This is a genomic window from Stieleria marina (assembly GCA_007741555.1).
In the GTDB taxonomy this organism is placed as follows: Bacteria; Planctomycetota; Planctomycetia; order Pirellulales; family Pirellulaceae; genus K23-9.
On record CP036526.1, the window covers coordinates 1830512 to 1844770 of the forward strand.

General features: G+C 53.7%; 10 protein-coding genes. 5 read left to right on the forward strand and 5 right to left on the reverse strand.

What is annotated here, in order from left to right; genetic code table 11:
- Window positions 1-23 precede the first annotated feature (23 nt).
- The 4 genes from xylB (at window position 24) to K239x_RS06480 (ending at window position 5149) form a co-directional block, all read left to right on the forward strand.
- Complete coding sequence (gene xylB / locus K239x_RS06465; protein WP_145416963.1) at window positions 24-1550, forward strand: xylulokinase; 1527 nt, start codon at window positions 24-26, stop codon at window positions 1548-1550.
- Window positions 1551-1663: 113 nt separating this feature from the next.
- The gene (locus K239x_RS06470; RefSeq protein WP_145416964.1) at window positions 1664-2362 is read left to right on the forward strand and encodes a DUF4956 domain-containing protein; all 699 of its coding nucleotides are present in this window, start codon (window positions 1664-1666) and stop codon (window positions 2360-2362) included.
- A 14-nt stretch (window positions 2363-2376) separates the two neighbouring features.
- Entirely contained in the window at window positions 2377-3117 is a 741-nt protein-coding gene (locus K239x_RS06475; protein WP_419189747.1) for a polyphosphate polymerase domain-containing protein, read from the forward strand.
- 76 nt (window positions 3118-3193) lie between these two features.
- Complete coding sequence (locus K239x_RS06480) at window positions 3194-5149, forward strand: PEP/pyruvate-binding domain-containing protein (protein ID WP_145416966.1); 1956 nt, start codon at window positions 3194-3196, stop codon at window positions 5147-5149.
- 31 nt (window positions 5150-5180) lie between these two features.
- On the opposite strand, the gene K239x_RS06485 is transcribed toward K239x_RS06480, so the two are convergent.
- The 4 genes from K239x_RS06485 to K239x_RS06500 form a co-directional block, all read right to left on the reverse strand.
- Window positions 5181-6119 carry a sugar phosphate isomerase/epimerase family protein gene (locus K239x_RS06485; RefSeq protein ID WP_145416967.1) on the reverse strand — a complete coding sequence of 313 codons (939 nt, stop codon included), beginning with the start codon at window positions 6117-6119 and terminating at the stop codon, window positions 5181-5183.
- A 59-nt stretch (window positions 6120-6178) separates the two neighbouring features.
- A complete protein-coding gene (locus tag K239x_RS06490; RefSeq protein ID WP_145416968.1) occupies window positions 6179-7699 on the reverse strand; it encodes a sodium:solute symporter family protein in 1521 nt (506 codons plus the stop codon).
- A 417-nt stretch (window positions 7700-8116) separates the two neighbouring features.
- Window positions 8117-9568 carry a sulfatase family protein gene (locus K239x_RS06495; protein ID WP_145416969.1) on the reverse strand — a complete coding sequence of 484 codons (1452 nt, stop codon included), beginning with the start codon at window positions 9566-9568 and terminating at the stop codon, window positions 8117-8119.
- Between the two features lie 71 nt (window positions 9569-9639).
- Window positions 9640-10740, reverse strand: a complete 1101-nt coding sequence (locus K239x_RS06500; protein ID WP_419189748.1) for an SGNH/GDSL hydrolase family protein — start codon at window positions 10738-10740, stop codon at window positions 9640-9642.
- A 431-nt stretch (window positions 10741-11171) separates the two neighbouring features.
- On the opposite strand from K239x_RS06500, the gene K239x_RS06505 reads away from it, so the two are divergent.
- On the forward strand, window positions 11172-12569 hold the full coding sequence (locus tag K239x_RS06505) for a multiheme c-type cytochrome (protein WP_145416971.1): 1398 nt from the start codon (window positions 11172-11174) through the stop codon (window positions 12567-12569).
- Between the two features lie 383 nt (window positions 12570-12952).
- Here the strand turns inward: K239x_RS06505 and K239x_RS06510 are convergent, their stop codons facing one another.
- The gene (locus tag K239x_RS06510; RefSeq protein ID WP_145416972.1) at window positions 12953-14215 is read right to left on the reverse strand and encodes a DUF1559 domain-containing protein; all 1263 of its coding nucleotides are present in this window, start codon (window positions 14213-14215) and stop codon (window positions 12953-12955) included.
- Between the last annotated feature and the right edge of the window lie 44 nt (window positions 14216-14259).

Consider the following 14259-nt stretch of genomic DNA (forward strand, 5'->3'; position numbering starts at 1 on the left):
TCCGATTCAGCGATCATCAAAATATGAGTTACTACCTAGGAATTGACATTGGCACGAGCGGCACAAAAACGCTGTTAGTCCGCGCCGACGGTGCCGTGATCGCTGAAGCCAACGCCGAATATCCGCTCGATCAGCCCAAGCCCGGTTGGACGCAGCAGGATCCCGAATCTTGGTGGACTGCGACAGTGAAAACGGTCAAAGCCGTGATGCGAAAATCGAAGCTCAAGCCCGCCGAGGTCAAAGCGATTGGTTTGAGCGGCCAGATGCACGGTTCGGTGTTCTTGGACAAGAAAGATCAGGTCATCCGCCCTGCTCTGCTTTGGAATGACCAGCGTACTGCCGCCGAATGCGATGAAATCACTTCGGCTGCCGGTGGTCGCAAAGCGTTGATCAAAATGGTGGCCAATCCGGCACTGACGGGGTTCCAGGCTCCCAAGATTCTTTGGCTGCGAAACAACGAAAAACGCAACTTCGATAAGCTTGCCAAAGTTCTACTTCCCAAAGACGAGATTCGTCGTCGGCTGACCGGCGGTTACGTTTCGGAAGTGAGCGACGCGAGCGGCACGTTGCTGCTGGATGTCGTCAAGCGTAAATGGTCAACCAAATTGCTCAGCAAGATCGGTCTTGATGCGGACTTGCTGCCCGACGTCGTCGAAAGCGATGAAGTGACCGGGACGTTGACTGCCGAAGCTGCGAAGAAGCTTGGGCTAACAACGGATTGCAAAGTCGTTGGCGGAGCGGGCGATTGTGCGGCAGGTGCCGTCGGAAATGGTGTCGTCAAAAAAGGTGTGTTGAGCACTTCGATTGGCACCAGCGGCGTGATGTTTGTTCATAGCGACGAACCGCAGTATGACGCATCGGGACGGCTGCATACGTTCTGTCATGCGGTCAACGGCAAGTGGCATATGATGGGCGTGAACTTGACCAGCGGCGGATCATTGCAGTGGTGGGTCGACAATATTTTGCAAGGACTTGCCGGCATCAGCGACAAGAAACGGTACGAAGCCGCGACGGCTGAAGCTGCCAAAGTCGCTGCTGGAAGTGACGGGCTGCTCTTTTTGCCCTATCTAAATGGCGAACGCACACCCCATGCCGACCCCAATGCACGCGGCAGCTTTGTCGGAATGAACCTGACGCATCAACGCGGGCACATGACACGAAGCGTCATGGAGGGGATCACGTTCGCACTCCGGGATAGTTTGGCCATCATCGAGTCGCTCGACGTGCCGGTCAAGCAGATTCGTGCGTCTGGCGGCGGCAGTAAGAACCCACTGTGGCGTCAAATGCAGGCCGACGTGTTTGGCAAAAAAATCACGACGCTGAAAGTCGAACAAGGGCCCGCCTACGGAGTCGCATTGTTGGCAGCGGTCGGCGATGGGGCTTTCCGCTCCATCGAATCGGCATGCGCGGCGACCATCGAAGTGGCCGATCAGACACCGCCAGACAGGAAGGCTGTGAAAGCATACGATCGCTTGTTTCCTGTGTATCGCAATCTATACAGCCAGCTGAAAGATTCGATGGCCGAACTGGCCTGCTTTCAAAATGGTTGATTGATTCGGTGAAGCCATCGCGGCACGACGTGCGTTCACAGCAAGTGCGAAACTTGTGTTAATTTATGGTGTTGAATTGGGCTACCTCCTCTCACCTCATTGTTTCGCATTTCATGGACAAATTTGTTGACGCGTGGCGTCAAGTCGAACTCTCCGTTTCATCACAGGGAGATTCGTCAGCCATCGCGTTGGCGTTTTACATGCTGATCGGCGGATGTCTTTCGCTCTACATCCGGTGGTTGTACCGCCGGTTCAGCAGCTCTCCGTCGGACACCGATTCGATCACGCGAGTCTTTCCGCTGTTGGTCATAATCACCGCAGCGGTCATCGCGATCGTCAAATCTTCGCTTGCCCTATCGCTCGGTTTGGTAGGGGCTTTGTCGATTGTTCGTTTTCGAGCCGCGATCAAAGAGCCCGAGGAACTGTGCTACCTGTTTTTGTGTATCGCGGTTGGCTTATCGTTGGGAGCCGAACTCCCGCTGATCGCAGTGTCTTTGGTCGCCGTATCAACCATCTTTGTGCTAATTATGCACGCCGATGGTCGGCTTCGTCGCGAGAACAATTTGTTGCTGACAGTGTCGGGCGATGCCAAACAGTATTTCTCGGGCGACAAACCCGCGGCTGCGGCTGCGATCGAAGAAGTCGCTGGTAGCTTTACGTTGCAGCGACTAGATGTCGAAAGTGATCGTGGTCAATTGCGAGTTTCCCTCGGACGTCGAGCAGAGAGCGACACGATGAGTCTGGTCGCCGCGCTGCGGCAGCGGCTGCCAGATTGCGAAATTTCCTACGTGAATTTGGATGCGAGCGTCTAATGGAGACTTCGGCGTTGCAACCAACCGCTGCGATCGACGCGTGGGACGAAGGTACGACGCGACAGGATTTGGCGGTTCGCAAAGAACTGAAATTTACCTTTGATCGCGGCGACGTGGGGGCGATTCGCCAAGTGTTGCAGCAGCGTTGCAAGCGGATCGTTCATCACGAACCTGTTTCCTGGGTTCGCAGTGTCTATTTTGATAACGAATCGTTCGCCGCGTGTCACGCCAATCTGGATGGATTGGGTGTCCGTACCAAAGTGCGTTTGCGTTGGTACGATTCGTTGCAACCCAAACGCAAAGCCTATTTGGAAATCAAATGGCGCCGCAATCGAACAACCGGTAAACATCGTTTGCACCTGACGTCACCGATTGATTTGGCTGAATTGAATTTCCGAACTCTGCGACGATCGATTCGCGCTAGTTTGCCGGAGCGATTTGTCGGAGCGTTTGCTGGGTATCCCCAGCCCGTCTCGATCGTGCAGTATTGCCGCGAGCATTTTGTCACACCGGACCGAAGCATCCGTCTGACAATGGATTATGCCTTGACGTTTTATGACCAGTTCAGCAAGTCACGCATCAACACTAGTTTTCCCGCGACCATGGGCGACTTCGTGGTTGTTGAAGGCAAGACAGCAGTGGGCAGTGAGCAGCAGCTTCGACGCCTGCTGAGTCCGCTCGCGGTTCGAGCCAGCCGTTGCTCCAAATACGTTCACAGTTGCCGATTGTTGGGGCTAGTCCGCTGCGGCGAGTAGCCCGGTAGTACATCGGCACTGCACACAATTTCCTTGCTAAACGCAAATTCCTCTACTTCACGAATTATCCAACTCTATGAAAACATCATCAGCGTTGCTGTTTCTAACCGGTGTTTTGTTGATCGGGGGATTAGGAGAAACATTCGCTCAGCCTCCGTTTGGTGGTTTTCGAGGCGAACCGTCTGGGCCGCGGATCGCGCCGACTGACCTTGATTTCAAAGACGGCGTGGACCAAATCCAGGACGAAGAAACGTTCGGCAAACTTTCTTACCAAGGTACTCAGGTCATGATTGACCAAAACTTGGCGGATTGGCAGTTCGTCAAGTTTCAGATTGAAGACGCCAGTAAGGGCAAGCCGTTGGTGTACTTCATCAATACCAAGACGCACCGTGCGCATCCGAAGTTCATGCAGGTCGTCAACATTGGGCACGGGCAAGGATCAATGCGAGGCGTACTGGTATACCGTCCACTTTTGAAAGCGCCCAACGGTCAGCCAGGTTTGTACACATTCGAATACGAGCCCAACGACAACTACGCGTATGCTGAAGTCAAAGTGTCGTTCGACAAACTGATCGAAAAGGCGCCGTTTCTCAAAGGAAGATTGGCCTACACGCCGCGTCCCCGCTCAGAGCTGCGGTTTTACGAGGAAGAAATGCAATACAGCGACGGTAACTTGCCGGTGCTGCTGGAAAGTGAGTTTTACGACGACATCGGTTTTTTGCCGCTCAATGTTTCGGGATCTTACGGTTTGCTGCGCGTGATGGAATTGCAAGAGCGTCCTTCACAACGCGACGTCGTGATCTACAAGTCACTGCCCAACGAAATGCCGCGCGTCGGAGGTATCATTACCGAAGTTCGCCAGACACCTTTGTCGCACGTCAATTTGCGGGCCATCCAAGACAATGTGCCCAATGCGTTCATTGTCGATGCGTCCAATCATGCCAGGATCAAGCCGCTGATTGGAAAAAATGTCTTTTACCGCGTGACGGACCAGGGCTTTGAAATCCGTGAAGCATCCTCCAAGGAAATTGAACAGCACTACGCCGATCTCCGGCCCGATAAGCCGCAGATTCCCATTCGCGATCTCTCAGTGCGGTCAATTCGTAGTCTCCAAGAAATCGGATTTAAAGATTCCAAGAGCTTTGGCGTGAAGGCCGCGAACGTCGCGACGATGCATACGTTTGGATTCGACGAAGGCACGATCCCAGATGGGTTCGCCGTTCCTTTTTACTTTTATGACCAGTACATGAAGCACAACGGGTTCTACGACCAAGCCAGAAAAATGCTGAGTTCCCGCGAGTTTCAATCGAATCGTGATCGTCAAGAATTCGAGCTGCAGAAACTTCGCTCGTTGATCAAGAAAGGGAAGACGCCGGCATGGATGCAGAAACAATTGGACTCTGTGCACAAGCAGTTTCCGGCAGGCAGTTCGTTACGCTGCCGGAGCAGTACCAACAACGAGGACTTGCCTGGTTTTAGCGGTGCCGGTTTGTACGGTTCATTCACACACCATGCCGACGAGGGGCATTTGTCAAAGTCGATCAAGCAAGTGTTTGCGAGCCTTTGGAACTACCGCGCGTTTGAAGAACGCGAGTTCTATCGGATCGATCACTTCGCCGCGGCGATGGGCGTTTTGATCCACCCAAATTTCTCTGACGAACAAGCCAATGGCGTCGCGGTCACCGACGATGTGCTTTACTTGACCAAAGGTAACTACTACATCAACGCACAGGTCGGCGAAGACTTGGTGACAAATCCACAGCAGCAGTCGGTTCCCGAAGAAGTTCTGTTGGATTGGTGGGACGAAGGCAAGACGCAGATCATGCAGACATCCAATCGCGTCGATCCCGGCCAACAGGTCGTTTCGTCGCAACACTTGGCGGAGCTAAGTAAGTGCTTGGCCAAAATTCACGGTCGTTTTGCGAAGCTCTACGGAGTGGGTGAAAACGATCCGTTCGCCATGGAGATCGAATTCAAGATTACAAAAAAAGGCAAGCTTGCCATCAAGCAAGCCCGCCCTTGGGTCTATTGAATAAGTCCTGGACTCAACGCGTCACTTCGCCCTAGCCTGCTTTTTTTAGGCTTTTGGCGGAAACTGCAGCGGCGACTTTTTCTAACAAGGCCTTCGTTTTCTTGATGCCTTCGTATTCGCCAAGCACTTTTCCTTCGTATTCGATTCCGACGTAGCCGTGGTAACCGTGCTTCAAGACGATGTCCATCATCTTGAAATAGTCGGTCGCCGTTTCGTTTCCTTCGTCATCGAAGTCATGTGCTTTTGCACTGACGGCTTTTGCGTAAGGCATCAATTCTTCGACGCCTTTGTAGCGATCATACATTTCGTCATTACTGACTTTGAAGTTTCCAAAGTCTGGCAACGTTCCGCAGTTGTCCAATCCGACCTGTTTGATCGTGCCGGCCAGCCATGCACCGTTGCTGCTTAGGCCGCCGTGATTTTCGACGATGACATTCAATCCCATTGGCTTGGCGTATTCGCTAACGCGGCGGAGGCCGTCGGCTGCCAGTTTTTGCTGTTCTTTGTATTCGCCTTTGCTGCCAGCGTTGACGCGAATGCTGTGACAGCCAAGCGTTTTGGCCGCATCGACCCATTGGTAGTGATTCTCAACTGCTTTGGTCCGCGCGGCATCATCAGGATCGCCCAATCGTCCTTCACGGTCCACCATGATCAGCAGGCTCTTAACGCCCGCATCGTCGCAGCGCTGATTCAGTTCGGCCAAGTACTTAGCGTCTTTAGCTTTGTCGGCAAAGAATTGATTGACGTATTCCACTGCATCGATGCCAAACTCTTCTTTGGTGACACGGGGGAAATCCAAGTTCGTCAAGTTCTTAGACTTGTCGCGCAGCGTTTTGTGAAGCGACCACTCAGCGAGCGAAATTTTGAAAGGTGCATGGCCTTCATGATGATCCGCGAATGACATTTGCGGTGCCAACGCTGCTGCTGAAGTTGCAGCCAAAGCAGCTTGTAAGAATTGTCGACGTTGCATAGTGAAAATTTCCTTGGTGGGGAGTAGGTGTTAGGTGAGGCGATCATTGTAGCGTCAACTCAGGTCGATTCGGTATCGTTTGGCGGACTCCGCACGAACTGGCTTAGCAGCAATCCGACCAAAAAGATCGCTAGCGTCCCAATTACGATGGTCATGTTGGTGTGTAGCGGGTTTCGCAGCCATCGAGGTTGTCCTTCGATGACTGGATAGAACGTCATCCAGCCGATTGTCAGGACACCAATGATCACGGAGATCAGGGCGATTCCGCCGTTGGCGGTTCGTGCGACCATGCCCAGCAAAAACAGCCCCAGCATGCCGCCAGCAAAAATGCCTTGGAGTTGCCACCACGCATCCAAAATGCTCTTTTGGCCAATCAACACGACGGCAATCCCGGTGCCAATGATTCCGATGACGACGGTGGCGGATCGTAGGACTAACATTGCATGGCGTTCGGACACGTCACGGTCAATGTAGCGACCGTAGATGTCTTTCAAAAAAACCGTCGCGGATGAATTCAGCGACGTGTCGATACTGCTCATCGCCGCAGCAAAGATCGCTGCGATCAGGAGCCCTGCGAGTCCGACAGGCAGTTTGTTGGCGATGAAATGCGGTAACACTTTGTCACCATAGTCAGCCGGAGTCATGCTGGCGACTTTTGCTGTCACCTCCGGGGCATTGATCGGCAGTCCCAGTTGTTCCGCGGCGACTTGTTGCATGACTTCGGTACGCAAGTCCGGCTGCACTTGGTAGTAGGAAAACAAAGCCGAACCGATTGCAAAGAACAGCAACGAGATCGGCACATAAAAAACGACGCCAATCCAAATCGATCGCTGCGCGTCTCGCTCGGTTTTGGCGGTGTGATAGCGTTGTACAAAACTCTGGTCGATGCCAAAGTTTGTCAGGTTAATGAAAAGGCCGAATAGGAAAACGACCCAGATCGTACTACTGGTGAAATCGAGCCTCCAGCTACCTAGTGATATCTTGTCTTGCTGACCCGCGATCGAAAACGCTTGCGAGGGGCCGTCGGGCATGCTGAACAATAGCATTGCAAAAATCAGGATCGCGCCGCCCATCAAGACGATCGATTGAACCACGTCGGTCCAGATCACGGCTTCGATGCCACCGAGCAATGTGTACAAAGTCACCAACATGCCCGTGACCACAATGATCGACGCAATGTCCCAGCCAGTCAGTGCATTGAGCCCCAGCGCGACGCCGAACATGATGGTTCCCATTCGCGCGATCTGCGAAAGCACATAGCAGGCCATGGCATACGTTCGGGCCCAAAGGCCGAATCGTTCTTCCAGGTGATGGTAGGCCGATATTTCGCCCGACTGCCTGTAAAACGGCACGAAGTACTTGGTGGCGATCCAGGCGGCGACAGGCAGCGAAAGCGTGAAGACATAGGCGTTGTAGTTTCCTGCGTAGGACTTGCCTGGATTGCCAAGGAACGTGTTGCTGCTCAAGTACGTGCCAAAGATCGACATGCCTACCGCCCAGCCGGGGAGCGAGCCGCCGGCGGACATGAATTCGCTCGTGGTGCTGCTCTTGCGAACAAACCAGCATCCAAATCCGATCATGCCACAGATGTAAAGAACCAGTACGGCAAGATCGATCGTCGCGAGTGAAATGGGATGTCTCCGGCTGAAGGGGCTGAACTGGCGTGTGATGGACGGGCCGAATTCTAACGTCCAGCGCCGTTGGTCGCGCGAGTGTACCGGTTTTCATTAGTCGCTGGCATGCAAGCCGACGCGACTGCGTGCAGCAGCCGCGGTCTACACGCAGGCGAATCACTGCTGCAAGAGAGGAGGTTTGTTTTTAGCGCAATGACGCAAGCCATCGGGGGTTTGACGCACCGAACGGCTGGCGCCGTTCCGCTGACTGTTGACCCCGTTTCAAAAAGTGACTTGCCCTAGGGCCACGCGGGGGCGCTGCGTTTGCCTCTTTAGCTTCCAATCGCACTGGTGCGCACAATGATCCGTCGACGTGTGAGCAAACTAGCGGCGCCGAAACAATTCGGCGAAGGGCTGGTAGTTGTGGTAGGGAACGGCGTTTTGTTGCCAATGATTGACCGCGCGGTCGTAACGTTTTCGCATCGATTGAAGCTCGGGAGTGTCTGAGGTTACATCCGCGAGATTTTTCATTTCACCGGTGTCGTTGACCATGTCAAAAAGCTCTTCCGATTTCTCGAAGTCCCCGTCGTCGTAAGGCCAGTAAACGTACTTCCAGTTTTTGGTGACGACGCCAAAGCTGTGCACTTTCTTGGGGCCCCATACATTGATCAGTGGCAGTGATGTTCGAATCGCCGTTTTCGGATCCTGGTACAGCGGCATCAGGTCCTTGCCATCAACCTCATCGGCGACCGGCAGCCCTGCCAGCTTTAGGATCGTCGGTTGAAAATCGACATTGCCAGTCAATTCGTCGCAGCGAAATTCCTTGCCGCTATTGGGATGCCGCGGATCAAAAATAATCAACGGCACTCGGCTGGATTCTTCGTACGGAATGACTTTCGATCCGTAGCCATGGGATCCGTTCATGAAGCCATTGTCAGACGTGTAAATGATGACGGTGTTGTCCGCGACGCCCGCATCATCGATGGCTTGGCGGATCATGCCAACGGCAACGTCGATGGCGTAAATTTGCTGATAGTACTTTGCCATCACCGTGTCGTAATCGTCGGCGTAGTTCCAGCTGTGGAACCGTTCGTATTGGCGGCCCTCGCGACTTTGTAGCGAAAGATGGCTGCCGGCCTGGCGTCCATAGTTTGCCGGTTTGGTGAACTTTGCGCCACGGTAAACGTCGTCAAAATTTGGGTCAGGTTGGACCGGATGATGAGGTGCTTTGAAACTGATTGACAGGCAAAAGGGTTGGTCGCCAGTGGCGGAGTCTTGGATGAAATCGCGGCCAAACGCGCCATAGGAACGCGTCGAATGCGGGAATTCCTTTGCGTACTTGGCCATCGAAACGTTTTTCTTGGTCGCATATGACGTCTGGCCCGGGCCGCCGCCCCAGACGTCAAAGTCTTCTTCGGGGAGGCGTGACTTCTTCTGGTTTTGTTGTTCGGTGGGAAGAACTTCGAGGCCAAATTTTCCAGCGAAGGCGGTTTTGTAGCCGGCTCTGCGCAGCAGCACCGGGTAACTCTGTGCCCAGATCTCTTGCATCATTGGGCCGTGTTCAAAGTTGCAGCCAGTCTTGTATTCGTATTTGCCGGTAAAGACATTAGCGCGGCTGGCCATGCAGATCGCAGTGGTGTCGTAGTGGCGATCAAAAATCATGCCGTCTTTGGCCAGCTGATCTAAGTTCGGCGTCTTTGCCCCGGGCGTGCCGTAGCACCCCATCGAATACGTCGCTTGATCATCGGACATCAAAAAAATAATGTTCGGTCGGTCATCCGCGACGACGGCGGTTGCCAGCACGCAAATAAGTGCGATGGAAAGCGATTTGATCATGATGGGGGTGTCTGCTGAGGGCTTGAAGTCAGGCGTTGCTTGGGAGATGCGTAAGAGGTGGGGCGTCCGGTTCACCTTTGGATGTTTTCCAAAACTTCCTTGATCCGTCGTGCGACGTGGACGCGACCCGACTCTGAAAGGTGGATGTGGTCTTCGATAAACAGTTTCTGCTTATCCATCGTCTGCATTTCAACTGCCAAGTCGATGAGCGGGACGCTGGATTCCTTGGCAACTTTGCGGACCACTTCGTTGTAGCTCTGATGCAGTGGTATCAAGGATGCTTCGTCAGTAATTTCACCCGACTGAACTAGGTAGGGTGGAATGCCGAGATCAAAAGCGTGCGGCGCAGTCAGGTAACACGGCTGGGCATTGTTGCTGCGGCACCAATCGGAAATGCTTCGCAAGTTCTTTTCGTAGTCCGTCAACGAAACGCGGAACTGCTTGGACGACGCGTCTCTCTGGTTGCTCTTGAGCATTCGGGCAACTTGAAACAGTCTTAGTCCGCCCAGCGTGTCTGTGACAGGCGACGCTTGCCCGCCGTGCTGGTTCTTGTCCTCAACGCCTACTGACAACCAGTGATCGTTCCAACCGAAGTAGACGGTGACAATATCGGGCGACCAATCCGACGCGACAGATTCAAGGAGCGTTTTTCCTTGGTACGACGTATACCCGATCACGCCGGCATTGATCACTTCATATTCACCAGGGGCTGTTTTCTCTAACGTAGCGCGAAGAATGTCGGGGTAGGAGATTGGCCCGAAATGGGTGCAGGAATCACCTAAGCAAAGGACACGGGTTTTTTCAGCGGGTTTCTCTTTCGAGAATTCGGGGCCGTAACAACCCAGCGAGTTGTGTCCCAAGATTCCTGCCGTGGGCTTCCAAAAGAGCACCGGGTCTCGTTGCAGAAATGGCTGCGGGGAATTGTTGTTGTAGTCGTCGATCGGGAATGAAAACTGCATGTGTTCGACACGCTGTTCGACTCGGAAGCCGGCAAAGCGAAGCATTCCTTCGGCGATCGCAAAAAACACGATCACGGTGAATAGGCCGAAGACGATCTTGCGGCGTCGAGAAAGTCCCCGTCGCGAAAGCCCCTGTCGAGAGGGCGACGCGCTAGTAGCTTGATCGTCCCCGGCTTGATTCTGCTGGCTGTTCGTTTTTTTTGACTTTGGCAACGTTCTAACTTTTGGGGAACAACTGATTGCTCGAAAAGTAACGGCACGGAGAGCAATCCCGAGCATCAAAACATAAACGCACGACCAGCAAAAAGCCATCTCGTACCCTTCGGCTGGCCAGCAGCTAGCTGATGCCCATGGCACAGAGTCTTTTATGGTGACTACCTCATTTGAACCGCCTGAGTGTTCTGTCGGCTTCGGCCAACGCACGTAAGCAGATACGGTCGGGTTTGATCCGGGCGCCTTGATTGGCTGTTCTTCGGCGCTGGGGACCTGTGGCCTCTGGTCGCCCTTGTCATTTAGCTGATATCGATCGGCGTCCGGCTAAGGTAAGTTGTTAGGAAACCGATGCGGATCGAGTGCGGTCATTTTCTGGTTCGTTTGATCCAATCGAGTTCTGCTGAGAGATCTTTGCTATAGGAAATGCGACCTTGAATCCCAAACGCTGGTTAGCACTCATTTTGATCGTCGCTGTCGTCGCCTGGGTTGGCTACGATTCGATGCAAGGGAATCGCGATGAAGAGCTGATGCGTGATCTGACGAAGGCACAGCAACAGCGACAAGTCGGCGAATCGGTGGGGCCGTCTCTTCCCGAACCGCCCAGAGGCATGGTGGTGAATGAGATTCCGGGGAATATTTGGTTTGTCGGGAAATACGAAGACGGCGGCGGAATCGAAATTCCGTTTCGTCCCGGCCTGTTTCCCGAAAAGAGCGCCGACGTGAATCCCCAGCATCAAAATCCAGGATTTGTCGGTCCTCAGGAGTGCCAGGAGTGCCATCGAGACAAATACGATTCGTTTCTCGATACAGCACACTTCAAAACAAGCCGGCCGGTGAATGAAACGACGATCGACGGGAATTTTGAACCCGGCTCCAATACATTTCAGACGTCCGACCGCAACATGTCGTTTGAAATGCTTCACCGAGGTGATGACTTTCTTCAGCGAGTGCATTTTTTTGACTGGAGCTTTGACGTCCCGATGGAAATCATCATGGGATCGTCCAAAATGGCTCAGACCTATCTGTATTGGCACGAAGACGGTCTGTATCAGGACAACGTCACGCACATCACCGATGGCAATCAGTGGATCAACAGTCCCGGATATATTGACGGCGACGCTGCCTACGCCCGCCCGATTCCGCAGCGCTGCCTGGATTGCCACATGACGTATTTCGATTTCCGCGGCAAAAAGAACCGCTACACACCAGGGTCCTTGATCATGGGCGTGACTTGCGAGCGCTGTCACGGACCGGCCGAGCAACACGTGGGCTTTCACCGCGACAACAAAGACGCTCTCGAGGCAGTCGGAATCACCAATCCGGCCGACCTGGAGCGGCAAATCCAGATGGATATCTGCGGTCAGTGCCACGGAGGATCGAGAGGTTTAAAGGGCGATGCCCTGAGTTTTCGGCCCGGCGATCGACTGGATGACCACTACCTGCCGCCTGACGACGAGCTTGAAGTGAAGAATAGCGTGCACACCAGCAATCAAATCAATCGTTTGTCGCAAAGCGCATGCTTTCTGCAATCGCAGATGACCTGTAGTGATTGCCATGATCCACACCACAACGAGCGTGGGAATGGAAGGCTGTTTTCGAGCCGCTGTATGACCTGTCACGAAAACGAAAGTGATTGCGGCTTCTTTCCTCAGCAAGGCGTCGACTTTGCCGGGAACTGCGTCGACTGTCACATGCCCCGGCGCCCGACCGAAAGGTTGCGTTTGGAAAGCATCGAGGGCGATGTGTTCCCACCTCTTCGCGATCATCACATCCGAGTCGATGAGATGGCAACTCAGCGATTCATGAGCGGCTTGAAGAGCAAGGACTGAGCTTCGGCAGCGATTGGTACTGAAGCGAGCTGAAGGAGTTCGCAGAATGCCGATTGCCAAGTGCTAGTGGGCCGATAGCAGGTGCAGGGATCGGATTGCCAAGTGCAGGGATCCGATTGCCAAGTGCATGGCTTGAGCTGCTGGAAGCGTCTGGCTGCAGTTCGCAGTCTGGTCAGGCGGAAACGAGTATGTCTGGGCGTTCTGAAATGTGATTTCTCTGAACGGTGAGGCCTCAGCGGTTTTGTTTAAATACCTCAACGGTTTGTTAACCGGCTGCAGCGTTTGGTTGTCGAATTGCTCGAAACCTGGAGCGTTGTTTTCACAAAAAAACCTCGCCCGCGATTTGCGGACGAGGTTCAGACTATTGATAGGTTGCTTTGAACCTACTGGTTGAGCTGTTCTTCGATGACTTCGCTCGAGTCACGTGTGCCAAGAGCACCCCACAGTCCGTAAGGGCTGACGCTACCAGGCAAAGCGGTGACAGGGAAGATCGTGCCGGAACGCTGCACGCATACGCTTGGCAACTCAGGGTCACCACCGTCAACACTGTCTGTCATGAAGATCACGGCACCGTCGCCCATCAGGATGTGTGCACCACCTTGGTGGCGACTACCTGCGGTCGAGATAATACCAGAGTGATTTCCATCGTTGTTGCCAACGTTACAGTTTGGGCCGTTAGGTGGCAGCATCGTGTGGAAACCAGTGTAGTAAGCACGGCTATCAGCCCAGCGAGCGTGCTTCGACTGCGACAAGCTTCCGCTTACCGTTGCAGTTTGAGCGTAGAACTCTGGCTTCTCAGGGTCGATGTGAACACCAGCTTTACAGCGTGCTGGGATCAGAGCGGCGTTACCGGCCGCCTCCATGGTGTTAATGTTACGCACAAAGTCGGCTCTGACTTCACGCTTGCCGCCCGAAGTACAAACTTCGCCAGCAGCAATCGTGTTAGAAAGTCCATCCAGCACGTCGCGGAATTTCATTTCGTTACGATTCCAGAAGAAACCACGCTGTGCGGCACGTGCACGTTCGACAGCCCAGTTTTCGTCACGGTTATTCTGGTTTCCGAAGAAGCCAAAATCATTTCGACCACCGTTGTGGGATCGGTCTACTGCGTCGCCAAGGTTAGCAGCGTAGTTGGTACGTGCTAGTTGGCCGGGGCCGAGAGCCTGAGCAGGGTCGCTAGGACAACGGAAGGCAGGAACCTGAGTTACCCAAGGGATGTAACGAGTTTGCCACGGGCAGGGGCCCATCGGTTGCCAAACACCGCCTGTTGCTGCCACGGTTTGGCCAGGCGTCGCTTCGGTGCTAGGGTTGCTAATTTGACTCCACAGTCCTTGTTGCTCCATGTAAGGAAGGACAGGAACAAGCCAGCTTAGGAAAAGCCGATTGCAGTCATTCGTTCCGTTAGGCGTTGACGGCGAACGTGCAGAGCCAGTACCGGTCGTTGGAATCTGCTTGAACGCGCTGTGATAGTTGTGAATCGCGAGCCCGATGTTCTTGAAGTTGTTACTGCACGACATACGCCGTGCGGCTTCGCGAGCTGCTTGAACTGCTGGCAATAATAGGCCAACGAGAATGCCAATGATGGCGATAACGACCAACAGTTCCACCAAGGTGAAACCTGATCGCGAAGAGCGAACCTTCTGCATACTGAAACTCCTAGATATAGAAAAATTCATCAAATTGAGGCACA